The following is a 24,295-nucleotide window of genomic DNA, read 5'->3' on the forward strand; positions in this document are numbered from 1 at the left end:
TGAGTGTGGTGAAGCGGGTGCCCGCTTCACCACACTCATTTTACGCCTGTTTTTACATATTTTCCGGGGTTTAAAAAGGCCACTGCAAATTATATTGCAGGGCCTTTTTCTTTTCTTACCGGGTAGCGTCCTGGCAATGGGGCCTACATTAGACACAAAATGATGTTTTTTTCCTATAATAGCAGCGCAGCACTATTTAATTTTGACAAGTGAAGATCCCTATTGTAAAGAACTATAAGACACGGTGACTGCAAACTCCTTATTTGAACGGAAAAATGGTTTGTTCTCATAAATTCTATATGCAACATGGGTCCGAATGAAACCATATTCACCAACCATTTAACATATAGACAGAGATGAGAAAACTAACTGTAGTCCTTGCTGCTTTTGTCATGATAGCGGCATCATGTAAAAAAGACTCAAACAATCCTGACGCCGAACCGCCTGGAAAACCAGGGGTAGAAGCCCCACCGGAAGCAGAAAGAGATGCATTGCCCGGGAAGGTGGTGATGACGAATGAAACCGGACAATCAACAACTTTTAGCATTACCTATCTCCCTGATAGCAAGAAAATAGATCGTATAACAACACAGAATGGTGCAGAGATTTACCACTATACCGGAGATCTGATCGAGAAAATTGATTATAATACGGATGGGAGTAACTACACAAAATTCGAATATCAAAATAATGACCTGATCCGCGAAACGCATTATCGATCATCCCAGCCGGCAGGTAAGAACGAATATACTTATCCGTCCAGCAACAAGATGCAGGTGGTGGAATTTAAATATAAAAACAATAAGTGGGAGCAGGCCGAAGACCCCGTTAATCTGGAATTTGATAACAAAGGCAATTTGATGAAAGCTGAAAATGGCAGACTTAAGGTAGACCTATCGTACGATGATAAAAATGCTCCCTTCCTGAACGTTACCGGTTGGTCTAAAATCCGCCTTACAGGAGGCATTCCTTTCGGTGAAAACCTTGTTTTTGAAGATGTGCTGGCAAGAAGAAATAACCCCAACAAAACAACGGCAACCGATAATGGTACTCCATTATTGAATATAACATTCACGAACGAATTTAATGATAATCAACATCCAAAATTCCCAACTAAGATAACCGGAAAGGAAAATGCAGGAACAAAGTTTACAGTTGTCATCAGTTATGCTACTCAATCGGGAGAACCCGGAGATGACGAGGAAAATCGCTTGCCACTTGAATTGACGATGACTAGTGATACCGGAGCGGACGAAACCACAACCATTACTTATCAAACAAACAGCAAAAAAATAGATCAAATCAAGAACAGTAAAAACGGAAGTACACAGACCTATCAATACGATGGCGACCGCATTGTCAAAATAGATTTTGGATCGAACGGTGGGGGAGACAACTATAAGCTGTTTGAATATGATGCAACTACCAAACGCCCAACCAGCGTAACCCAATACCGCTCCGGCAAAGCAGAAAGCCAATTAAGATATACCTATACCTCCAATACAGTGCTCACCCTTGCTGATTATAAATACGAAAATGATGCCTGGACAGCTGCCGGAGAGTTGATTAATCTGGAACTTGATGCGAATGGCAATGTGATAAAAGTGACAAGCGGCGACACGGAAGTAAGTATATCTTACGATGCTAAAAAATCACCTTTTTTCAATGTAACCGGCTGGGCCGAAATAGAATTTTTAGCAGGCATTCCTTTGGGTAATAACATGGGTGCCGAGGATGTTATTGGCAGAAAAAACAATCCGACCAGAACATTGGCAAAGCAAGACGGAACTACCTTGCTGGACATGGCTTTCACCTACGAGTTTAATAACGATCATCATCCTAATTTCCCGACTAAGATAACGGGAACCGACCGGCCTTTCACTGTTACGATTGTTTATAATTAAGTCCCCTATTTTTTTTATTACAAAAACCTGTTACTTTTAGGAAAGAGTAGCAGGTTTTTTTTATTTGTTTCAACCGAATCGATGAACATAGATTTTTTGAAATACACCGAAATATTGCCGCATGCAAGTTTAAAAGGAATGGTGACGCATTACAGAATAAAAAGCGCCCAGCTTAGCGGCCCCTTTGTTTTCGCCAACTTCTCCCCCATATTTCAGGGCTTGATTTTTAACATTCGTCCACTTGATGATATTAATTTTGTCAAAAAAGAAACCGTAGACCTAAAGCATAAAGTTTATTTTGTTGGACAAGCTATCTCCTCCAGCACACTGGTTAGCAGTTCCCTGAATGTAGATCTCATTGCCGTAAACTTTACACCAACCGGTGTTTTTCGACTTACCGGTATTGATTTGGATAGTTTCACCGATCAGATTGTGGATGCAGAAACAATTTTTGGTACAGAAATTAACCAGCTGCATGAACAATTAATTGCAGCCAAAGATCAGTCTACTGCCCTTCGACTGATTGATAACTATTTATACCTAAAGGCCGCCAAGAGAAAAAAGGAGAATAAATCGCATATTCTGGAATCGGTATCTATTTTGAAGAATAATGCCGCGGGGATTAGTGTAAAAATGCTTCAAAAAGCAACCAATACCAGTCCCAGCACCTTAGAAAGATCCTTTAAATCAGAAATCGGTATGACGCCCAAAATGTACCAACGCCTCCTTCGGTTTAACCAGGCCAGACAGTACATTGACGAAAACCACTGTACCGATTGGTGGGAAATTGTGGTGCTGTTTGCATTTTATGATCAATCTCACTTTATCAGCGAATTTCGTTTTTTTGCGGGTCAAACGCCGATGCAATATCTTCAAACGATCAGTTTTCAAGCGGCTATTGCACCTGGTCCTCAGAGCCGAATGCTGGCGTAATGATGACAGTTTAAAAAACAGACATCTTTTAAAACCTCCATTTTCCTGGATTTAAAAAAGGCCACTGCAAATTATTACAGGGCCTTTTTTGCAGTTTTCTATTTACAATTAAACAAACCATTCTTCCTTACATCACTATTCGCTTGCAGCTTCCGCATTTACAGTAGTTTCTGCTACTTCTGTCAACAGGCTATCCGCATCTTTTTCTTCCTGCAAGGTTTCTCCCAACAGTTTCGCAGCATTTTTATGCCCCATCACGTTTGCTAATGTGCGTAAACTACCATAGGCAGAAATTTCATAGTGTTCAATTTTTTGTGAGGCGATAATAATGCCGGCGTCTCTTACAGCAGTATCTTCATCTGTATCATCCACTACTTCCTGGCCTTCTGCTATCAATCCTTCCATGGCTTCGCATTTCTTTGCCTGTGGCTTCTTTCCCATCATTTCAAAAATATCTTCCAGTCGGGTAACATGACCTTTTGTTTCTTCCAGATGATTAGCAATAGCAGTTATCAATGCTGATGAAGTAGCTGCTTTCTGCATTTTAGGCAATGCTTTAACGAGGTTCTTTTCTGCCCAATAAATGTCTTTCAGTTCTTCCATGAACAGTTGATGAAATTTAGAGTTGGGCATACTTTCATTTGCTTTACCATTTGTTTTGGCGGCAACGTTCTTTGCGGTGCCGTTAGCGGCAGTTCTTGCGGTGGGCATGGTGATTTAATTTTTTAAGGTTAAATGAATTGTTATTCTCCGGGGGTTTGTCTTTCAAATGCTTGTTCAGCTGGTTTGGCCTGCGGGTCCGCAGGTTTCCTGGGAACATCCCTGTCCGGCACCTCTTCCGGTATCGGGTCTATTTCCGGTTTATCCGGTGGCGGTTGTACGGGCGTAGGATCGCTCTTACCAGGTTGTTGTTTATCAGGCGAAGCTGGGTCCTGAATAGGCTGCTTATTCTTGTCCGGATTGTTCATAACTCACAATTTTATTGGTAAAGAACTACAGATAGAAAATCAAAGTTCATTCCAACGCCGTAACATGCACTTTACTTCACCGGGTGTGCAGGTAGGGAAAGCTTTACAGGCGTATCTTTCGGGGCAACAAAGGAGATCATTTTCATTCATTTCAGCACCACTCCCGCCGCGTTCGTATATGTCGTAGAAATCGCGCGCATACTGTGGAAATTGTTGCTCAGACAGCCCTTCACGAAAAATATCGATGTCATTTAATCAATTTTCTGATACAGAAATAGTAACTTCAAATGCTTTCTCAGAAATCTTGTAGATTCAAATGCATTTTTCAGTACATAAAAAAATACGCATCGGTTTTTTCATTGCATTTACGGTCATCGTGATTGCATCCATTTTTTCCTACCTGGTAGCCAAAAATCTGCTGGAGAATGCAAGCAGGCTTAATCATGCGATAGAGGTATCCAAGCGGCTGGAAGTGATTACCCGGCAGCTGAAGGATGCGGAGGCCGCTATCAGGGGATATAACCTTACAAAAGACAGTTCCTTCCTGAACCCGAGCATGCAGGAAAGGAGTATAAGCATTGAAAGGGAATACCGCCTGCTACGTAAGGTAACCGCCGAAAACCCGGTACAACAGCGGCACCTGGACACCCTCCGGGACTTACTGAATATTAAATACCGGCAATTGCTGACGGGTGAAAAGAAAGTTACTTCCGACAAGCAACGAAATTCTGTGAAAGAAGGAGAGCGATCGATGGACCGGCTGGACCGGAAAGTGCAGGATATGTTGCACATTGAAGAAACCCAGGTACATGAAAAGTCGAAGCTGTTTCATTTTTTCTCGGTCCTGTGGGTGCCGGTGATCTTCATTTCTTCGCTGGTAGCCATCTTCATTGGTATCTACTCCTATATCACACTAACAAAAGAGATTAAACTACAATTGCATATTGAGAGCAGGATGAAATCCTATCAGCGGGATCTGCAACAGAATATTTCCCTCCTGAATAAAACCAACCAGGAACTGGAGCAGTTTGCTTATGTAGCCTCTCATGATTTGCAGGAGCCACTGCGCAAAATATCCACCTTCAGCGACCGGCTGCAAATGAAATACAGGGAGCAGCTGCCGCCGGATGCCACCCAGCTGATAGACCGCATGGTATCAGCCGTTTCCCGGATGCGTGTACTGATCAACGACCTCCTGGTTTTTTCGCGCGCCGGCCGTATTACGCCGGAAAGCATTACCAGGGTGGATATGAACGTATTGCTCCAGGAGGTGCTCAGCGACCTGGAAGTCACCCTGGAAGAAAAGAATGTAGCCGTAAAATATGACCAGCTCCCCGTAATTGAAGGGAGCGACACCTCTTTCCACCAGCTTTTTCAGAACCTGCTGGCCAATGCCATCAAGTTTGCCAGCCCCGACAGACCATTACAAATTAATATCCATCATCAGATCGTACAGGGTAAAGAGCTGGGAATAGTAAAAGAAAACCGTTGGGAAACCACCTTTTGCCGGATCAATATTGAAGATAACGGCATAGGCTTTGACCAGGCTTACACAGAGCGCATCTTCCTCATCTTCCAGCGGTTACACGGCATCAGCGAGTATACCGGAACCGGTATCGGCCTGGCCATCTGTAAAAAGATTGTAGACAGCCATAACGGCTTTATCATGGCTTATGGCTACCCCGACCAGGGAGCCACTTTTGTAATAATATTACCGCTCACTCAAACAAATACAGAAGAACATATCTGAATATAAAAGATTAGCACTTTTATTGCTGTAAAAGCGGGGATGCTACATTGCCCAACTTTCTAATCATTTCAGATGAGCGAGCGACCGATACAAATACTGATGATTGACGATGATGAAGATGACTTTTTCCTGGTAACAGAATTACTCCGAGACATATCTCCCGGACAATATACCCTTGAATGGGCACCTACTTTCCAAAAAGGAATCAATGCCATTGAAAGCAGAACACATGACATATTCCTGGTAGATTACAGGTTGGGACCTAATACAGGTATAGATATCCTTCACCATTTTCAGGAAATGCAATACCAGATGCCCGTGATTATGCTCACTGGTAAGGGGGATTATGCCATTGACCGGGAGGCCATGAAAGCCGGTGCCTATGATTATCTTGTAAAGGGAGAGATTACGGCCGACCTGCTGGAAAGATCCATCCGTTATGCATTAGATGAATACAGCCACCTGCGCAGCATCGAAGAAAGTGAAAAGAAATACTACGGCATCTTTGAAAAAGCACATGATCTCATCATCCTGGCAGATTGCGATAAAAACATCGTAGATGCCAACCCTGCTGCATTAAAAATAATGCACTATTCCAAAGAGGAGATCCTGCGGCTCCATCTCCGCGATCTCTTTCTGTCAAAGGAACAGAGTGAACAATTCCTCAACAACATCTGCTCTGATGGTATTACCGGTACACAGGAATACGAATTCAAAACACAGGAAGGTAAAAAGCTGGTGGTACTCATCAACGCTGTTATGCTGGATGAAGCCGCACAGATATTCCTCTGTGTGATACAGGATATTACAGACAAGAAAAGAGAAGAACAGGAAAAACAACACCAGGAAAAATTTGTGATCACCGGCCGTATTGCGCGCGTGATAGCACATGAAGTAAGAAACCCGCTTACCAATATACTGCTGGCTGTCAGCCAGTTTAAGGAAGAAGAAGAAGTGCTGGCCAGCGAAGATTCCAATCTGTATACGGATATCATCGAACGTAACTGCAGCCGCATTAACCAGCTGATTACGGAACTGTTGCACAGCACCCGCATGATGGAACTGCATCCTGCCATATACGGTATTAATACCCTGATAGAAAACGCCCTTCAACTGGCGCAGGATCGCCTGCAGCTGCATGAAATAAGCCTGCAGAAAAACCTGGTAGTACCGGATGTACTGGTAAATGCAGACGAAGAAAAAGTTGTAATCGCCTTGTTGAATATTATTATCAACGCCATCGAAGCCATGGCGCCCGGAAAAGGAATACTAACTATTACGACTAAACGTAATCAGGGAAGGGCCCAGGTACAGGTTGCCGACAACGGTATGGGTATTCCGGAAGACAAGCTGGCACGCTTGTTTGATCCTTTTTATACCAGCAAAGCCAAAGGTACCGGACTTGGATTGACGAGTACACAAAACATCCTGTTGAATCACAAAGGAACCATACATGTAGATAGTGAGCAGGGAACCGGCACCATATTTACGATAACATTACCCGCACAATAGTCCTTAAACTAAAAACAGCATGCCCCGTAGAGACATGCTGTTTTATTAATATTCTGAAAGGTAATTAGTAGTTAATATTCAATAACCGCAACTTGTTATATAATGTTTTGCGGTCAATATTGAGTAACTGTGCAGCTTTGGTTTTATTATATTTCACTTCTTTCAGCACATTAATGATCTTATTATATTCTGCCTGTAATGCAACGGTTTTAAGATCATTGTCATTCACCATAATGGCCAGTTCGCCACTCAAATGATTTTCTTCCGGTCCCTGCATAAAGGCTTCCTTCATTTCCAGTGGCAAGGCTACCATTGTTATTTCCTGCATTTCGGGTGTGAGCAGGCAGGCGCGTCTGATCACATTTTTCAATTCCCGGATGTTACCCGGCCAGCTATACTGCTGAAAACATTCCCACACTTCAGGAGAAATTTTTCCGCATGATTTATCCAGCTCTCTCTCTACCTGTTTTACAAAAGAGGTAACAAATAATTGCAGATCACCAACGCGTTCTCTTAATGGCGGTATATAGATGGTAAATTCATTGAAACGATGAAACAGGTCTTCCCTGAATTTGCCGCGCTGTACAGATTCTGACAACTTTTCATTAGACGCCACGATGATGCGTACATCAACGGGGATTTCTTTCAGGCTGCCTACTCTGCGGATCATTTTTTCCTGTAGTACACGAAGCATCGCTACCTGTATATCATATGACAGGTTAGAGATTTCATCGAGGAATAAGGTACCACCCTGGGCCTGTTCAAAGGCGCCTATTTTGGTATTGATAGCACCGGTGAAGGAGCCTTTTTCATGGCCAAACAGTTCACTGGCAGCAAGTTCTTTTGAAAGGCTACCACAATCCAGTGCCACAAAGGGTTGTTCATTACGCTTGCTGTGATGATGAATAAGATGGGCAACGGATTCTTTACCGGTACCGGTTTCACCAAAGATGATTACGCTGTAATCAGTAGGTGCTACCAGTTTTATCTGCCGGAACAGTTCTTTGGCGCCTTCACTTTCGCCGTATACATATTTATCGTTCTTATCGTTTTGATTGCGGGAGAGCAGTGTTTCCCTTGCTTCGGGGGCACTGCCGGTTTCTACAGGCCGTACTGCCAGGCGTTCCTCTTCAGATTCCTTGTGAGCAAATGCCTTGTGTACGAGACTCAGAATTTCATCAGGATATAACGGTTTGGAGAGATAATCGTAAGCACCATTCTTCACCATTTCCACGGCTACGCGTACATCGGTATAGCCGGTAATTATAATAACGATGGTACGGGGGTTGATCAGACGGATATCCTGCAACAACTGTGCACCGTCTGTATCTTTTAACCTGTAATCACATAGTACGAGGTCAAAGGTTTTCTCCTTCATCATTTTCAATGCCGCCCCTCCCGTCATGGTAGTGTCTACGTCAAAACCATGTTTGCTCAGAAATTTGCTCAGGAGTGTACAGATATTGATTTCATCATCTATAATAAGAATATTTTTCATATCTCTTTAATATGTGGTATTTGGCATCAACGTTATAAAATTACTAATATAAAACCGGAGGTGTCCTAACTTTTTATACTACCTATTAATTCGTCGACATGCTTTACGCTAAACGGTTTCGCCAGGAAAAATGCTGCGCCTGAACTGAGTGCTTTTTGCTTCTCGAGGCCGTTGTCATAGGCGCTGATTGTAATTACCTGTAAGGTAGGGCAATTCTTTTTTATTATCGGTAAGGCGTCCAGTCCTGAACCATCAGGCAGGTGGATATCCAGAAAAAGCAGATCCGGTTGCTGTTGTTGCAGATATTGCAAACCTTCACCCAGCCGATGTACATACTTAACAGTATATCCATGTCTTACGAGGCTCAGTTGCAATAACCTGCATATGTCCGGTTCGTCATCAATAATTAATATACAAGGCCCTTTCATTATAGCATCAGTTGGCACCGATTCTTGCGGTGGCAGCACTGTCTTGTTTCGCTGTAACATATTTATGCTTGTTCCATTGTTCCATCAAAAGGCGGGCAATCAGGTAACACACGGTCGATTCGGCTCCCTGGTTCTGATTGACATTGTTTTTCTCCAAACCATCGTAACAGCCATATGTAAGCGGGTTATAAATCAACTGTTTCAAGTGATTATTACCAAGATACCAGCTGAAAGCGATGCGCATTTTTTCAAGATCCGAGTGGTTTTTTGTAGTGTTATAAGAAGTATGAAGTGCCAGCATGGTATAAGCCACCTCTATTGATTGCTCACCTCCTTCTTCAGGATGATCTGTGGTATTATACCGGTGATACCAGGTTTTATTGCTGATCACTTTCATGTGACTATCAGTAAATGTTTTGCGGCAAAGGAAAGCAAGACTATCTTCCGATGTTTTCCTGTATGCTGCTATACCGGTTACCTGGTAGGCCATCATCATCGCTTCCGGCAATACAGCATTGCCATAGGTGAGCGCGGATTCATACCACTGCCAGGTTTCATCTGCTTCCTGCATATAGGATGACTGCAATTTAGCGGCCAACACTTTCAGGATAGCTTCTGCCTCGCTGTTTTTTCTGTAATGCAGGGAATAAAACAATCCCTTGATCACAAAACCAATGGCCCGTGGGGACGTAAGAGCAGCCATCCAGCTCATACATGATCTGAACAATACGTAGGCATCCTGTACAATATCAAAAGGCAGGTGCCTGTGTGAACTGAGCGTGTAACCCAGCGCCCATACTGCACGGCCGTTGGCATCTTCCAGGTTTACTTCGTCATTCATTTCAGTGAAGTTGCCTTCAATATCCACATAGTTCAGGAAGCCTCCGGAAGGTTTATGGCAATACGTTATAAAGTCAACATATTTGCGCGCCAAAGCATTTACGAAGCTGCTGGATTTCATTTCTGTACTATACATACACATGGCGATAAGCGCACGGGCGTTATCATCCAGCGTGTAGCCGAAATCCGGATCAGGCACGTCATGTTTTGAAAACTGCAACATGCCAAATTCGTCTGTCATACGATCAATATGATCCAGGTATGGCGGTGGCAGATTTGGTAACAGGATTTTTTCTTCAGATAATACTTCGCTGATCACCGACATATGCGCGATGGCAACATTATCCCAGATAGAGCTGCGTGTTTTTTCAATAGCACGGCTGCTCATTGTGCGGCGCAGTGCAGGATCGCCCAGCAAACGCCTGGCGGCTACCGCCAGTTGATCGGAGTTATTGAAGTCGATCAAACATCCGCAGTTATCGTCCAGCATTTCTCTGGCCTGTACAAAGGCGGTGGAGATAACTGCACAACCGGCGCTCATGGCATATACAAATGTGCCACTTACTGCCTGATGCGGATCTTTGGATGTAAAAAGATAAATATCAGTGAGTGATAAATAATCCAATAATGATGTTAAGGAAAGATATGAATTGACAAATCTTACATTATTTTCCAGCCCCAATGTTTTCACCAGTTCTTCCAGGGATGCACGGTATTTTTCCCCTTCGCGTGAAAATATGACAGGATGTGTTTTTCCCAGTACCAGGTAAACCGCATCGGGGTATTCCTTCACGATATCTTTCATCGCCCGGATACCGGTTTCCAGTCCTTTATTTTCACTGAGGAGGCCAAAGGTGCTGAGCACCATTTTACCTTCCAGGTCGTATTCTTTTTTCAGCGCCTGTACATCTTCAACAATGTGGGCGTGGGTACCATGAGGAATGTGTACAATCTTCTCAGCCGGTACATGATATACATCGCGCAGCAAACCGGCGGATGACTGTGTCATCACCAGTACTTTGGATGCGAGGGCGCTTATCAGGCTAACCACTTTGGTGCATTTAAGATCGGGATACGGCAGTACCGTATGGAACCGTACTATAAAAGGCTTATCCAGCAAGGATAACATAGCTAATAAGTTATGACCGTATTCTCCACCGTACAATCCAAATTCATGTTCAAAACAAACGAGGTCTATTTTATCATTATCATTTATTTGTTGAGCAAAAGAAATACAACTATCAATATCAAACGTGTTCACCGAGTAGGTGACTGGCGCCTGTTTATTGGTTAATGGCTTACCCGCCTCCTCCAATGCACAGATCTCAATATTCAATTTTCCCGCAAAGCTCTTGTGAAGCGCGTTCACCAGGTCTTGTGCAAAAGTGGCAATACCACATTCGCGCGGCGGAAAGGATGAAACAAAAAGCAAGGTTTTATTCATTTGTAAAAAATTTTATGGCACATTCTCCCTCCTGATCGCTGCCACGATCCGGGACTGGGTTAATTTCAAATATCAATCCAAGACAGTTCTATTGACTTACAACGGATCAGCTCAGCCGGGAGTGTGGAAAATATTCCACAGTTCAAAGGTACACTCCCCAAATGTAGACGCCCTTTTTATTTTGTTATCTAGGGTTTCGTTAAGATTTCATTCACAAATTGTATAATCCTATTTATTTACATTTATACCATCATGAGTTATCCATAATAACGAAGACTTTGGTCTTATTACCTGCTGCAAATATCCATTTGCGTACAGATTGAATTATTATTAAGTGGTCCCGGCTTTATAGCTGGGACAATGATTAGCAGGCGTATCTCCTATCCGGCATTTTTATCAGCAAAATGAAGCAGCAACCAAAATGAAAGCTTGCACATTTATAATATTTTTTTATTTATTAAAATATTCAATTTTGTTATTGCTAATTGTCCAAACTTGTTTATTTTAGCTATAATAACCAAGATTCCAGCCCTAACCACTGGAAATACAGCAAGTGCAGAAAAATAAACAGCTCCATTTTTCACCGCATTAAACAATACCACGCATTATGCGAAACATAACGTTTACTTTGAATGTGGATGGCATCCCGATAAAAATCAAGGTAAGAAAGGTGCCTAAAGAAAGAAGGTTCCAGGCAATTATAGACCGGGACATTACTGAATACGCCATTTCCGACGTAACAAATGAACTGGAACATTATGAAGGTCCGGTATTAAGCGACTACCTATTCCAGCGGATTTCCGATGTCATCAAACAATACTTTCCCAATACGAAAGCGATCCAAAAAGTGGGAGAAGATGATTATGAGAACTATGACGACTATTAGCCGTTTAAATAAATCCTTTTTCAAGGGACAGAAAAGCTTCCGAAGGATGTACCTGCTGCCATAAAATGGCATATATCGCTTGTGCTACCGGCATATAAGCGCCTATCTCCCTGTTCATTTCATATATGCATTTGCTGGCGTAATATCCTTCTGCAATCATACTCAGCTCCAGCTGGGCAGCTTTTACACTATAGCCCTTTCCTATCATATTGCCGAAAGTACGGTTACGGCTATGCAGCGAATAACAGGTTACCAGCAGATCGCCCAGATAGGCACTGGCGCTATAGTTATGCAAAACCACCGGCGTACCCTGCACCATCGCTTTCTGCTCTTCATACCGCTCCAGGAAAGTTTGCATTTCCCGGTAACAGTTGGTAATAAATACACTCAGGAAGTTATCTCCGTATTCTTGTCCGTGGGCTATGCCTGCGCCCATTGCGTAAATATTTTTAAGCACTGCAGCCAGCTGCACGCCTATCATATCCGTATTTACGATCGTTTGCAGATAGCTGCTGGCAAACTTGTCGGCCACTTCCTGTGCCTGTTCCTGGTGAACACCGGAGAAAGTCAGGTAAGACAATTTTTCATTGGCAACTTCTTCTGCATGGCATGGACCGGTGAGTGTAAAATATTGCGTGGCCGGCAGCTGGAAAAACTGCTCCAGGTATTCGTTGATGAGTATATTCCTGCCGGGAACCAATCCTTTAATGGCGGAGATAATCCTTTTATTTTGCAGGGCGGTAGCCGGTAAGCGGCCCAGCACCTCTTCCAGGAATGCGGAGGGCACTGCCAGCACCAGCTCATCACAGGCAGCTACAACTGCCTGCAAATCACTGCTGAGCGTCAGCAGGCTTGTATCAAAATATACAGATGTGAGATAGTGCTTGTTGTGATGACGAAGCTGGATATGACGGATAGTATCGTCATTCCTGATCCACCAGTGGATATGATGCCCGTTATCTGTCAATATCTTTGCTAATGCTGTTGCCCAGCTACCACTCCCAATAATACCTATGCTGTTACCCATGCTCACAGTGCAAATTTTTACGCAAGGTAATGAAAATAGCTATCAGGAAAAATGCAGCCGCCGGATTGCGTTCATCCGGCGGCTGCATTTACTTTAAAACCAGTTACTGATAGCTATTTAGGCTGTCCTTCAAAAAGTTTGGCCTTCGGCACCACTTCTACCTTTTTACCATTGGCGAGCGTGCGCGATACGGCACTGTAAGGGGCGCTGATCACCTGATCCCCTTCTTTCAGTCCGGAAAGGATCTGAATATTGGCATCATCCTGCACACCTGTTTTTACAGATGCCATTTTCACCGTGTTGTCTTTCTGCAAAACAAACACCACTTCATTGACATCGGGTTTGGTGCTGGCAGCGGAACCAGGTGTGGTATTATCCTGCGCAGCAGGTTTCTTATCACCACCGTTGGTGGAATCCGCATCACGGGTAGTTACCGCATTGATGGGTATTGCCAGTACATTATTTTCATGCCTGGTTTGAATATCCACGCTGGCGCTCATACCCGGCCGGAATGGGAAATATTTGTGCTGTGAGGGATCTATCAGATCCTGGTAGCTGCTGGTCAGGATGCGGATATGTACGATATAACTGGTCACCTGCTCTGCTGAAGTGGTGCCGGTAGCCGTAGCCGCTCCTTTGCTGGAACTGGCAATCTGTGTAACAATGCCTTTGAAGTGACGGTTATTATACGCATCTACTTCAATGATGGCGGTATCGCCGTATTTAACTTTCGGGATATCATTCTCTCCTACATCTACCTGTACTTCCATGGCGTTCATATCAGCAATACGCAGCATTTCTGTACCGGTCATCTGTGCAGTACCTACTACACGTTCCCCTTTTTTTACAGACAGCAGGGAAATGATGCCGCTCATAGGAGCGGTGATAGTGGTACGTCCCAGGTTTTTATTGGCTTCATTCAAATTGGCCTGTGCACTCTGTACGCCAAATTTATTACTGTTTATTTGTTGTACCGCAGCATTGTAATCCGCCAGGGATGCGAGATAGGTAGCTTCTGATGTTTCAAATTCTACCTTGGAAATTACTTTCTGTGCCAGTAATTCCTTATTACGGTTGTATGCTGCCTTGTTCTGATCCAGCCTTGCTTTGAAGGAGTTGAGTGCGGCGGCTGTATTGGCCAGCTGTGCCTGCGACTGGCTCACAGAAGCAACTGCTTTATCAACCATGGAGCCATAAATATCTCCGTATATGCGTGCCAGTACCTGCCCCCTTTTTACAGAGTCGCCTTCCAGCACTGTTAATTCGGTGATTTCGCCAGATACATCGGAGCTTACTTTTACCTCTATTTCAGGGAAAATTTTCCCGCTGGCAGTAACCACTTCAATAATATTATTCCTGGATGCTTTGTCTACAGCAACTTTTAGTGCTTCTTCCTTACCAATAACTCCTGATGCTTTTAACACCACGAGCAAAATAACAAGTGAACCAATAATGCCTATGAGCCAATAAAGTGTCTTTTTCTTCATAAAGCAGTTTATTTCCCGGACGTATTACAGGGATATTTTTTGATCTCTGTAGAACTCCAGCAATTTCATTTTAAATATATAATCGTACTGGGCAGAAACTTTATCTATCTGCGCTCTGAATAATTTACTCTGCGTTGTAATGTAGTCAATCGTATTCAACAGTCCGAGGTTAAAGCGTTTGGTAGCAAAGTCGTAAGCTTTTTGCGCGGCCATAACTCCGGTAGAAGATGCGTTGTATTTCTGTAATGCTGCTACCGCGTTGGCATGTGCGGTATAAATATCCTGCTTTAATTGTTGGTTATCGATGTCACGGGTCAGCTGTTCGTTATAAAGATTTACTTTCGATTTGGCAACGGTGGTACGTTGTTGGCCGCCATTAAAAATGGGGATGCTTATTCCCAGTCCTATCGTTTTATAGAAGGTATTATCCAGCTGTTTTCCGAATGGCATTAATTTTCCTGATGCAATATCCTCAAAATTGTTCGCATAATTGGTAGATAAACTACCGTTGATGGTCAACCGGGGATATAATTGCGCCTTGTTAGCTTTCAGCATTTTTTCTGCGCTCCTGATCCTGAGTTCATCTGACTTTGCCAGGGGATAGTTTGTTAATGCTACGCTGTATACCATTTCCGGGGCCATTTCTGCCAGGGGGGCCACTGTCAGGCTAGCAACATTTTCCGGGATTTCCGGTTGAAAAGGAATGTCAAAGCCCAGGTTCAGGTATGCTTTCATTTGCAATACAGACAGGATCACATTATTCTGGGCAGTTACCAGGCTGGTACTATCCTGTGCCAGCTGTGCTTCCAGATCGGCCTGATTGCTTTCCGGTACTGAACCGGCATTCACCAGTTTCTTTGTATTTTCCAGGTTAGAGGTGGTCAGTTTTACCTGTACCTCATTCACTTTCACCTGTTCATTATTAAGCAGGATCTGTAAAAAAGCGGTAGCTACATTAAAGGCGAGGTCGTTTCTTGCTTTTTGTAACAGAAAACTATTTGATTCCGCATCCAGTTTGTTGGCGGCGATTGTATTCTGTTTGCTGAACCAGTTAAAAAGATCTCCGCTCAAATTCAGATTTCCCTGGCTGCTGAATATGGACTGACTTACATAGCCGTTGGTCTGCAAACTGGGTGTTCTACCATCTGAGTAGCCGGCGCCTATGCTTCCGTTTACATTAGGAAGCAAGCCAAGGCGACTTTGTTGCAAAGTGAGTTCAGACAAGCGTTTCTGCAATACCTGCTGTTTCACCTGTAAATTATTTTGCAGCGCATAATCAACACAGCGTTGCAAACTCCACGTATCCTGCGCTACAGCTGGTGTTATGTTAGCAAACATGAATAAAACCAGGAAAATTCCTGCGATTTGGGATATTCTCATAGCATGCCAAAAATATAATAATTGTAATGATACTTTTCCACCCTTCTTGATAGAAGGCAAAATTTTAGTAGGTATGGCATCATACTCCACTAATTGAGTGTACAACATAATCTTTTTTTTACAGATTTTTCAAAAGAGACCCGCCTTTCTTACCCTTGTATACGTCCATCACGGATCTGGATAATACGGTTACCATAGGTGGCATTCACATCAGAATGGGTAACCTGGATAATGGTGATCTTATCCTGATCATTCAGGTGTTTAAAAAGCTGCATAATCACTTTGGCCTGGTCAGAATGCAGGTTCCCGGTAGGTTCATCCGCCAGGATCACGCGGGGTTCGCCCACAATGGCACGGGCAATGCCTACCAGCTGTTGTTGTCCGCCGGATAACTGGCTGGGGAACAGGTCTTTCTTGGCCACCATGTTAAAGCGATCCAGGACATCCGCCACCCGGCTTTTTCTTTCAGCTCCCGGGATGTTCTTATACAGTAAAGGGGTTTCAATGTTTTCGTATACGGTCAACTCGTCAATCAGGTGGTAGGCCTGAAAAACGAAACCTATGGCGCCCCGGTGCAGCTGGGTACGTTTCTTTTCATTCATCCTGTCTACCCGCTCTCCCTGAAACAGATATTGTCCTTCAGAAGGTTCTTCCAGCAGCCCCATAATATGCAGCAGTGTTGATTTACCGGAACCTGACGGGCCCATAATTGAAACAAACTCTCCTTCGTGGATAGTAAGATCAATGTCTTTTAATATATCGTTCTTTCCAAATCCAACCGGATAATGCTTTGAAATTTTCTGTAGTTCTATCATGATTGATATCTGTTTAAGATGAATGGTAGTTTTTTCCGTTTATTAATCCCGGCTCAGGCTCTTCACCGGGTTGGTCATGGCCGCTTTCACCGACTGCATACTGACCGTTATAAAAGCAATACCTGTTGCCAGCACACCAGTGACGGCAAATACCCACCAATGAATGTGTACATGGAATTCAAATCCCTGCAACCATTGCTGCATCAGGTACCAGGCTACCGGCGATGCTATCACTACTGCCACCAGCACCAGTTTAAGAAAGTCTTTGGACAATAGCAGCACAATACCGCTCACGGAAGCGCCCAACACTTTCCGTATCCCGATCTCTTTCCTTCGCTGTGCCATCACCATTACCGCTATCGCGAACAGGCCCATGCAGGAAATGATTACCGCCAGTACGGCGCCGCTCATAAAGATCCTGGAAAATCGTTCTTCACCCTTGTATAACCTGTTGGCATTTTCATCCAGGAAGGAGGCTTCATGCTCAACCAGCGGGTTGATCTCTTTCCATATTCCCTGGATATTTTTCAGCGTTCCCACAGGATTGTGGCTTTGTACTTTCACAAAAATATAGCCGAGGCCCGATGGATCGTTCATAATCATCATCAGCGGCTCAATCTTTTTATGTAGCGATTCATAATGATAATCCTGTACCACGCCTATTACATGCATGGGGGCATCACTTATGTTCAGGATGGCGCCCAGCGGTTCTTTTTCGCCCAGTTGTTTTGCCATTTGTTCGTTGATCACCACTGCTGTAGTATCGGCGCCAAAGCCTCTCGAAAAGTCACGCCCAGCCATCATTTTAAGGTCCAGTGTCTGACTGTAATCATAGTCCACTTCGATGCATTGTGCGGAGACGTCCCTTCCTTTGTAACTGAAACCCCGGACCCATCTACCACTGGAGCCATCCTTTCCCAATCCAAGATTGAGCATACCGGCAGTAACGCTTTGTACTTCCGGTGATTGTGCAAGGTGGTTGCGCAATGCTGTTAATGCCGCCGGCGGAGCATTGTCTACAGGAATGCTGATCACCTGCGTGGTATTATAGCCTAACGGGGTGGCACGTATGAAATCAAGCTGTTGCCATATGATAGTGGTACAACTAATAAGCAGTACAGCAACAATGAACTGTACCACAATAAGCCCGTTGCGCAGGGTGCTGCCGCGGGCCATGCTCACCCTTCCTTTCAACACCTGTACGATATTGAAACGGGCCACCTTCCAGGCGGGATAACCCCCTGCCAGCAAGGTAACCACAAAGAAGGCAGCAGCGGTACCCAGTAGCAACCAGCCATTGGCAAATAATCCCAGCTTCAGGTTATGCCCGAAGGCCGTATTGTAATAAGGTAATAACAGTACCGTCATTACCAGGCTTAAAAGCAACGCGATAAAACACAACAGGAATGCCTCCGCCCAGAACTGCACCAGCAATTGCTTATCCATTGCACCAAGGGCCTTCCTCAATCCTATCTCACTGCCACGGGTAAACGCTCTCGCAATGGACAGGTTAATAAAATTAATACAGGCAATGCTGATCACCATCACCGCCAGGATCACCATCAACCAGGGATAGAAACGATTCATACCGCTATAAAAACTGCTTTGTGGATTCAGGTGAAAATCTTTCAGGGGAATGGTCTTCAGCAGCAGCAGCTCTCCTTCCTTGCCCGGCGCGCTGCCTTCTTTCCTGATGGATTCAATTTTCTCTGCATAATACTTATGTACTACCGACGGCGTGCTTTTTTCAAAAGAGGCAGCGGCTACAGCTGGTTCCAGCTGGGCAAAAAGGGGATAGTTAGCTACATCCCAGGTATTACGGACCTCCTGGTAATCAGGAACATTTTCAAACCGGGAAAGCATATCAAAGGTAATAGATGAATTATCCGGCAGGTCATCCGCAACAGCAGATACAATGAAAGGGCGCCAGGTTTTCTCAATATTTACCTCGATGGTTTTGCCAATAGCTTCCTCATTTTTGAATAAAGCCGACGCGGCTTTTTTTGTGATCACCAACTGGTTAAGTTGCTGTAGCGCATCAGTGCTGCTACCTTCTAACAATGGGAAGGTAAACATCTGCAAAAAATCTGCATCTACCATTTCAACATCAAAATAGTAGTGGTTATTACCATAGCGCACCGGCATATTCCCGCCTCCTATGCGCGAAGTACGTTTTACACCAGCTACCTCTTTGCGCAACACATCCATCAGTGGTGCAGCCATACTGGTGCTGGTCTTCATCCCCTTTGCCGTATGGTCTTCGCGGTATACCTGGTAAATGTCTTTCCCGTTCTGATGAAAATTATCGTATGTCCATTGCCGGTAGGCCGTGAGTGATAGTAATAAAGCTGCACAAATAGCAGTACTCATACCCACGATGTTAACAACAGCAAATACTTTTTGCTTCAGCAAAGTCCTCCACGCAATTTTCAGGTAGTTTGTCAACATAAACTCAAATTAAATGATCTCATTTTATTCTGAAAAAAGAAAACAAGGTGTGTAAATACACCCCCTGGTTTGCTGTTCACTTGTTATTCTACTCGTAATTTTATTGCTCTTATTTTATGGAAGTAACCACTTTCCATAGCTTACTTCCTGCTGATTTTATGCAGTGAAATAAGAGCTGGCTGTTTGTTTAGTCGTTCCTCAAAGTGTTTACCGGATTGCTGTTTGCGGCCCGCCAGGTTTGTGAAACAATGGCCAGCATGGCTATGGACAGCATTGCGGCAAAGCCGCCTATCAATGTAAAAGCACCGATACTTACCCGTTGGGTGAAGATCCGCAGAAACAGGCTGCTGCCCAGATAGCCCAGTGGCAAGGCAATGGCGCCGGCTATAATAATCAGCCGCAGGTAATTTTTTGATAACAATACCACCAGGTTGGTAACACCCGCACCCATTACTTTACGGATGCCTATTTCTTTTCTACGGATAAAAGTGGTGTAAGACACCATCCCCAGCAAGCCCAATGCAGCTATCAGTGTGATCATAAACACGAGGAATCCCAGCATGGATACCGTATCTCCCCCACTATTCCTGTTGTACAACTGGTCATACATCCATTCGGATGAAAAGATTTCACCAGGATGCATGGCCTCCCATGATTTCTTCACTTCGGCTATCAGTTGCGCGTCATTGCCCCTGTCTACCAATAGTTGCAACTGGTGAAAATCTTTGGGTATAAAACGTATAGCCATGGGTAGTACAGGTACTTCAATAGGTTGATAATTGAAATCCTTTACCACACCTGTTATATTCACCTGCACTGAATCAGACAGCCATATCGTTTTACCGATGGCGTCTGCCGGTGTTTTTATGCCCATTACATTCACTGCTTTTTCATTTACAATGATGTATTGTTCTTTTTCTTTAGCCGCTGCCATTGGAAATCCGCTACCAGCCAGCAATTTCAGGTGCATTACTTTTAAAAAATCTTCATCCGCTGCATAGTATCCCAACTCAAGGTCCTGGTTGTTGGCTGTTTTTACTTTGCAAAAACTGCTGTGCCGCGGCATTCCCAGTGTTCCGGAACTGGCTGTAATCATCTCCACTCCTTTTATCTGCATCATCCGGTCTTTCATCAACTGGTAATCAACATCTGCCAATGGTACATTCAGTACATTATCACGGTTGAATCCCATATCCACCACCGCTTTAAAAGAAAACTGCCGGTATACGGTTACAAAAAAGATCACTGCCGTAAGGGACAAAGTAAATTGTATAACGATCAGTGTTTTCCTTAATCCCAGGCCACCAAACAGTTTTATATCCACCATGTTTCGCAGCACTTTGGCCGGTTGAAAAGACGACAATGCCCATGCTGGTATAATTCCGGCCAAAACACCGGTGGCTACGCTGAATACCAGGAACCAGGATAACAGGCCAAGGTCAATACGACCATTGGGTATTATTTCCCTGCCAAACGCAGTATATTCCCGGAACAATATCAGCAACCCGATAGCCAGTACCAGCGACAACAGGCACATGACTACAGACTCTATAATAAATTGCATAAATACCTGCCAGCGCAAGGCGCCGTTGACCTTACGTACACCCACCTCCCGCGCTCTTTGCAAGGAACGTACAATGGACAGGTTGGTATAATTAAAGCAGGCACATAAAAGAATGGCAAAGGCTACTCCCAGTCCCGCCAGTATTTTTGCCCAGGGGGGCCCGACATCAATATCATTATACAATTCCCGGGAAGGCGTGATCTTGCTGAGTGCCTGCGGTGTAAACACGATTGCCGTACGGTTCTCTTTCGGCCCTTGTTCATAATGTTGCGACAGCCCCGCCAGTGCATGCGCCAGGGTGGTTCCTTTTACCCCCGGCTGCAATACCACATAGGTATAATCATCCTGGAAAACATTCCAGTCGTGCAGCCTTTCCGGCAGTGCTTTGCTTTGCTCCAATGCAGGTACCGTAGACATCGATGCATATGCATCGTAGGCGATGTGCGATAATCCCGGAGGAGGGGCCATCACACCGGTTACAATATAATCGCCGAACTTATCAGTATGAATCACTTTCCCCATCGGATCACTATGCCCAAAAAATCGTTCCGCTGCCACCGCAGAAAGGATAATGCTGTTGGGTTCCTTCAGGGCTGTCACCGGGTTACCTGCTGCCAGCTTAAAACCGAAAACATCAAAAAACGATGGCTCCGTAAAAGCTGCCTGGATGCCCAGCTTCTTTTTTCCTATCATCACATCTCCGGATAATACCCCGTAAATGTTTACCTGCTTTTCTATAATGCTATAATCCGTGCGGAGGGCTTCTCCCAGCGCCAACGGTACACTTGCCATATGATACTTACGCCCATCCGGTAGCTGCACCTTCGACGTAATGCGCCAGGTACGCGCTGTAGCCGGATGAAATTTATCATAGCTCAAATCTTTTTTGGTAGACATCAGCACCATCAGACATACCATCATACTCACTGCCAGCCCCGCAATGTTAACGAAGGAAAACATCTTCTGCCGCCGGAGATTTCTGAATGTTATGAAGAAGTAACGTAAAAGCATATACGTAAATATTATTCCGTCTTTAATGATTTTACCGGGTTTCCCAGCGCGGCTTTAACAGATTGGAAGCTCACCGTCACCAAGGCAATCAATATCGCCAGGAATGCGGCCAGCCCAAACATCCACCAGCTTATCGGGATGTGATACGCAAAATTTTGCAGCCACTGCTGCATCAGGTACCAGCTAACAGGTGTGGCAATCAATATAGCGATGCCCACCAGCTTCAGGAAATCCTTTGATAACAACGAAGTAATGTTCATGACCGACGCGCCTAAGATCTTCCGGATACCTATCTCCTTCCTGCGCTGACCGGCAGTAAATACAGATAATCCGAATAAACCAAGACAGGAGATCAATACGGCTATAATGGAAAACAATTCTGCCAGCCTGCGCAACATGGTTTCTGCGCGGTACATTTGTCCGTAAAGCTCATCCAGGAAATGATATTCAAATGAATAAGATGGGTTTAACTGCGCTGAAATTTTTCCGAGGGCGGCAATCTGTGCAGTCAGATCACCCTTTCCCAACTTCAACAAAAGATAGCTGTTATCCCTGGGTTGCAACATCATGATCAAGGGAATAATCTGTTCATGCATGGACTTAAAATGAAAATCTTTTACTACCCCCACAATCTTCCCTTTGCCTCTCCAGAAACTAATATCTTTTCCTACAGGATCTTTCATCACCATCAATCTTACGGCTGCTTCATTCACGATATAAGCATTGCTGTCTGACGGAAAAGACGGAGAGAAATCGCGTCCCTCCTTTAGTTGAATCCCCATGGTATTCATAAATCCATAGCCCATCATCAATGGCGCAGCATCCACAATCTGCTTCTCCGGCTTGCCTTCCCAGCTCAGGTCGGCACTCATGCCACCAATATCTACCGGGAGCGCACTGCTATAAGTAAAAGATATTAAGTCCGGCAGCTGCTGCAATGATTGCTCCAGCACATCCTGTTTCTTCAACAACCCGGGAGACATCTCCACATAGAGGATATGTTCCCGGTTCATCCCTGTATTCCGTTCATAGATATATTTCATCTGCTGGTAGATCACTACACTGGCAACGATGAATACAAAGGAGATCACAAACTGTACAACAACGAGATTTTTGCGAAACAGGAACGAGCCTGTCCCTGTGCTGATATCTCCTTTCAATACTTTCACCGGCCGGAAGGCGGATAATACAAATGCCGGATAACTTCCTGCCAGCACGCCGGTAACAACCACTACGGCCAGCAATAAAAACAGGTATCTGCCCAAAGAATGTATATCAATCACGATATGCTTCCCGGTAAAATTGTTAAATACCGGCAGCAGGCAGTATACGGCTATACCGGCCGTCAGCGCAGCCATCACACACATCAGGACCGCCTCCCCGGTAAATTGCAGTACCAGTGATCTCCGGCTGGCTCCCATCGCTTTGCGCACACCTACTTCGAGGGCGCGCCTGGAAGCCTGTGCGGTAGACAGGTTCATGAAATTAATACAGGCAATGATCAGCACCACCAGCCCCGTGATCAGGAACAAACGGGTGTATTCAATGCGGCCACCCACCACCTGTCCGTTCTCAAAACGGGAATGCAGGTAGATGTCTTCAAATGGTTGCAGCCATACGATATCATGGGTGCCGGGGTTACTATTCTGACGGATGTTACGCAGTTTGGCGGCAAACTTTTTCAAGTCAGTAGCCGGTTTCAGTAATACATAGTTTTCGATACTAAAGCTCCCCTGCCTCTCCAACCAGGGGTTCTGTTTCAGGGTAAGCGCAAAAGGCAGGAGGAATTTAAACTGCATCGAAGAATTGGCGGGCACCTCTTTCATCACTGCGGTTACCTGCAGGCTGCTCCCATTATCCAGCCGGATAATTTTACCAATGGCATTGTCTGTACCGAAATAACGTTTGGCAAGGGTGGTTGATAGAATAATTGAATTGGGTTGTACCAGCGCGGTATGCGGATCGCCTGCTATCAGTGGGAAGTCAAATACTTCCAGGAAGTTGGGCGATACATAGCTGCCATTCCTTTCGCTACCGGTTTGCTGGTCCGTGGAAAAAAGCATGTTATCATAGTTTGCCCTCACTTTCACCAGCTCACTTACTTCGGGGAAAGCCTGCTTTATTTCATCTCCCAGCACGCTGGGCGTTGCTGTCATGGTCTGGAGGCTACCCCACGAAACATTCGCTGCTACGCGGTAAAGATCTTTTCCGTTTTTATGGAAGCGGTCATAACTATATTCGTCCAGTACCCAGCACAGTATAAACATGCACACAGCCATACCGAAAGCCAGTCCTGCTATATTAATCACAGCAAACGTCCTGTTTTTATGCAGGCTCCTCCAGGCTATCCGAAAATAATTTCTAAACATCATGATGTGGTTTTAGAATGGCGGAAATAAA

Annotated in this window: 17 protein-coding genes; 5 read left to right on the forward strand and 12 right to left on the reverse strand. The window is 44.5% G+C overall.

Annotated elements, in window-relative coordinates; genetic code table 11:
- Positions 1–356 precede the first annotated feature (356 nt).
- On the forward strand, positions 357–1,904 hold the full coding sequence (locus ABQ275_RS22700) for a hypothetical protein (protein ID WP_349315427.1): 1,548 nt from the start codon (positions 357–359) through the stop codon (positions 1,902–1,904).
- A gap of 81 nt (positions 1,905–1,985) precedes the next feature.
- Entirely contained in the window at positions 1,986–2,837 is an 852-nt protein-coding gene (locus ABQ275_RS22705; RefSeq protein ID WP_349315428.1) for a helix-turn-helix domain-containing protein, read from the forward strand.
- A gap of 135 nt (positions 2,838–2,972) precedes the next feature.
- On the opposite strand, the gene ABQ275_RS22710 is transcribed toward ABQ275_RS22705, so the two are convergent.
- Positions 2,973–3,548, reverse strand: coding sequence for a ferritin-like domain-containing protein (locus ABQ275_RS22710; protein WP_349315429.1), 576 nt, complete (start codon positions 3,546–3,548; stop codon positions 2,973–2,975).
- A gap of 32 nt (positions 3,549–3,580) precedes the next feature.
- On the reverse strand, positions 3,581–3,805 hold the full coding sequence (locus ABQ275_RS22715) for a hypothetical protein (protein WP_349315430.1): 225 nt from the start codon (positions 3,803–3,805) through the stop codon (positions 3,581–3,583).
- Positions 3,806–4,121: 316 nt separating this feature from the next.
- Between ABQ275_RS22715 and ABQ275_RS22720 the strand changes: the two genes are divergently transcribed.
- Together ABQ275_RS22720 and ABQ275_RS22725 are read left to right on the forward strand one after the other, a co-directional pair.
- A complete protein-coding gene (locus ABQ275_RS22720; protein ID WP_349315431.1) occupies positions 4,122–5,555 on the forward strand; it encodes an ATP-binding protein in 1,434 nt (477 codons plus the stop codon).
- Between the two features lie 72 nt (positions 5,556–5,627).
- Positions 5,628–7,067, forward strand: coding sequence for an ATP-binding protein (locus tag ABQ275_RS22725; RefSeq protein WP_349315432.1), 1,440 nt, complete (start codon positions 5,628–5,630; stop codon positions 7,065–7,067).
- 64 nt (positions 7,068–7,131) lie between these two features.
- Here the strand turns inward: ABQ275_RS22725 and ABQ275_RS22730 are convergent, their stop codons facing one another.
- From ABQ275_RS22730 to ABQ275_RS22740, 3 genes are all read right to left on the reverse strand, one after another.
- Positions 7,132–8,565 carry a sigma-54 dependent transcriptional regulator gene (locus ABQ275_RS22730; RefSeq protein WP_349315433.1) on the reverse strand — a complete coding sequence of 478 codons (1,434 nt, stop codon included), beginning with the start codon at positions 8,563–8,565 and terminating at the stop codon, positions 7,132–7,134.
- 65 nt (positions 8,566–8,630) lie between these two features.
- Positions 8,631–8,993: a response regulator gene (locus ABQ275_RS22735; RefSeq protein WP_349315434.1), complete on the reverse strand. Its 363-nt coding sequence runs from the start codon at positions 8,991–8,993 to the stop codon at positions 8,631–8,633.
- Between the two features lie 7 nt (positions 8,994–9,000).
- Positions 9,001–11,277, reverse strand: a complete 2,277-nt coding sequence (locus ABQ275_RS22740; protein ID WP_349315435.1) for a glycosyltransferase — start codon at positions 11,275–11,277, stop codon at positions 9,001–9,003.
- A gap of 607 nt (positions 11,278–11,884) precedes the next feature.
- Here ABQ275_RS22740 and ABQ275_RS22745 point away from each other — a divergent pair.
- Entirely contained in the window at positions 11,885–12,163 is a 279-nt protein-coding gene (locus tag ABQ275_RS22745; RefSeq protein ID WP_349315436.1) for a hypothetical protein, read from the forward strand.
- Positions 12,164–12,167: 4 nt separating this feature from the next.
- Here ABQ275_RS22745 and ABQ275_RS22750 read toward each other — a convergent pair whose 3' ends face one another.
- The 7 genes from ABQ275_RS22750 to ABQ275_RS22780 form a co-directional block, all read right to left on the reverse strand.
- Positions 12,168–13,190 carry an NAD(P)H-dependent glycerol-3-phosphate dehydrogenase gene (locus tag ABQ275_RS22750; RefSeq protein ID WP_349315437.1) on the reverse strand — a complete coding sequence of 341 codons (1,023 nt, stop codon included), beginning with the start codon at positions 13,188–13,190 and terminating at the stop codon, positions 12,168–12,170.
- 113 nt (positions 13,191–13,303) lie between these two features.
- Positions 13,304–14,677 (reverse strand): efflux RND transporter periplasmic adaptor subunit, encoded by a 1,374-nt coding sequence (locus ABQ275_RS22755; protein ID WP_349315438.1) that lies wholly within the window; start codon positions 14,675–14,677, stop codon positions 13,304–13,306.
- Positions 14,678–14,701: 24 nt separating this feature from the next.
- A complete protein-coding gene (locus ABQ275_RS22760; protein ID WP_349315439.1) occupies positions 14,702–16,057 on the reverse strand; it encodes a TolC family protein in 1,356 nt (451 codons plus the stop codon).
- 149 nt (positions 16,058–16,206) lie between these two features.
- On the reverse strand, positions 16,207–16,872 hold the full coding sequence (locus ABQ275_RS22765; protein WP_349315440.1) for an ABC transporter ATP-binding protein: 666 nt from the start codon (positions 16,870–16,872) through the stop codon (positions 16,207–16,209).
- 42 nt (positions 16,873–16,914) lie between these two features.
- Positions 16,915–19,320, reverse strand: coding sequence for an FtsX-like permease family protein (locus ABQ275_RS22770; protein WP_349315441.1), 2,406 nt, complete (start codon positions 19,318–19,320; stop codon positions 16,915–16,917).
- Positions 19,321–19,507: 187 nt separating this feature from the next.
- Positions 19,508–21,895 carry an ABC transporter permease gene (locus ABQ275_RS22775; protein WP_349315442.1) on the reverse strand — a complete coding sequence of 796 codons (2,388 nt, stop codon included), beginning with the start codon at positions 21,893–21,895 and terminating at the stop codon, positions 19,508–19,510.
- Positions 21,896–21,906: 11 nt separating this feature from the next.
- Positions 21,907–24,267 carry an ABC transporter permease gene (locus tag ABQ275_RS22780; protein WP_349315443.1) on the reverse strand — a complete coding sequence of 787 codons (2,361 nt, stop codon included), beginning with the start codon at positions 24,265–24,267 and terminating at the stop codon, positions 21,907–21,909.
- Between the last annotated feature and the right edge of the window lie 28 nt (positions 24,268–24,295).

Source organism: Chitinophaga sp. MM2321 (assembly GCF_964033635.1).
Lineage (GTDB): Bacteria > Bacteroidota > Bacteroidia > Chitinophagales > Chitinophagaceae > Chitinophaga.

What these genes read in the sequence shown, in the direction of transcription:
- ABQ275_RS22710 (WP_349315429.1), bottom strand. Translation starts at nt 3,548, where the DNA reads ATGCCCACCGCAAGAACTGCCGCTAACGGCACCGCAAAGAACGTTGCC.
- ABQ275_RS22700 (WP_349315427.1), top strand. Translation starts at nt 357, where the DNA reads ATGAGAAAACTAACTGTAGTCCTTGCTGCTTTTGTCATGATAGCGGCA.
- ABQ275_RS22735 (WP_349315434.1), bottom strand. Translation starts at nt 8,993, where the DNA reads ATGAAAGGGCCTTGTATATTAATTATTGATGACGAACCGGACATATGC.
- ABQ275_RS22740 (WP_349315435.1), bottom strand. Translation starts at nt 11,277, where the DNA reads ATGAATAAAACCTTGCTTTTTGTTTCATCCTTTCCGCCGCGCGAATGT.
- ABQ275_RS22705 (WP_349315428.1), top strand. Translation starts at nt 1,986, where the DNA reads ATGAACATAGATTTTTTGAAATACACCGAAATATTGCCGCATGCAAGT.
- ABQ275_RS22755 (WP_349315438.1), bottom strand. Translation starts at nt 14,677, where the DNA reads ATGAAGAAAAAGACACTTTATTGGCTCATAGGCATTATTGGTTCACTT.
- ABQ275_RS22765 (WP_349315440.1), bottom strand. Translation starts at nt 16,872, where the DNA reads ATGATAGAACTACAGAAAATTTCAAAGCATTATCCGGTTGGATTTGGA.
- ABQ275_RS22715 (WP_349315430.1), bottom strand. Translation starts at nt 3,805, where the DNA reads ATGAACAATCCGGACAAGAATAAGCAGCCTATTCAGGACCCAGCTTCG.
- ABQ275_RS22775 (WP_349315442.1), bottom strand. Translation starts at nt 21,895, where the DNA reads ATGCTTTTACGTTACTTCTTCATAACATTCAGAAATCTCCGGCGGCAG.
- ABQ275_RS22725 (WP_349315432.1), top strand. Translation starts at nt 5,628, where the DNA reads ATGAGCGAGCGACCGATACAAATACTGATGATTGACGATGATGAAGAT.
- ABQ275_RS22780 (WP_349315443.1), bottom strand. Translation starts at nt 24,267, where the DNA reads ATGATGTTTAGAAATTATTTTCGGATAGCCTGGAGGAGCCTGCATAAA.
- ABQ275_RS22745 (WP_349315436.1), top strand. Translation starts at nt 11,885, where the DNA reads ATGCGAAACATAACGTTTACTTTGAATGTGGATGGCATCCCGATAAAA.
- ABQ275_RS22770 (WP_349315441.1), bottom strand. Translation starts at nt 19,320, where the DNA reads ATGTTGACAAACTACCTGAAAATTGCGTGGAGGACTTTGCTGAAGCAA.
- ABQ275_RS22720 (WP_349315431.1), top strand. Translation starts at nt 4,122, where the DNA reads ATGCATTTTTCAGTACATAAAAAAATACGCATCGGTTTTTTCATTGCA.
- ABQ275_RS22730 (WP_349315433.1), bottom strand. Translation starts at nt 8,565, where the DNA reads ATGAAAAATATTCTTATTATAGATGATGAAATCAATATCTGTACACTC.
- ABQ275_RS22760 (WP_349315439.1), bottom strand. Translation starts at nt 16,057, where the DNA reads ATGAGAATATCCCAAATCGCAGGAATTTTCCTGGTTTTATTCATGTTT.
- ABQ275_RS22750 (WP_349315437.1), bottom strand. Translation starts at nt 13,190, where the DNA reads ATGGGTAACAGCATAGGTATTATTGGGAGTGGTAGCTGGGCAACAGCA.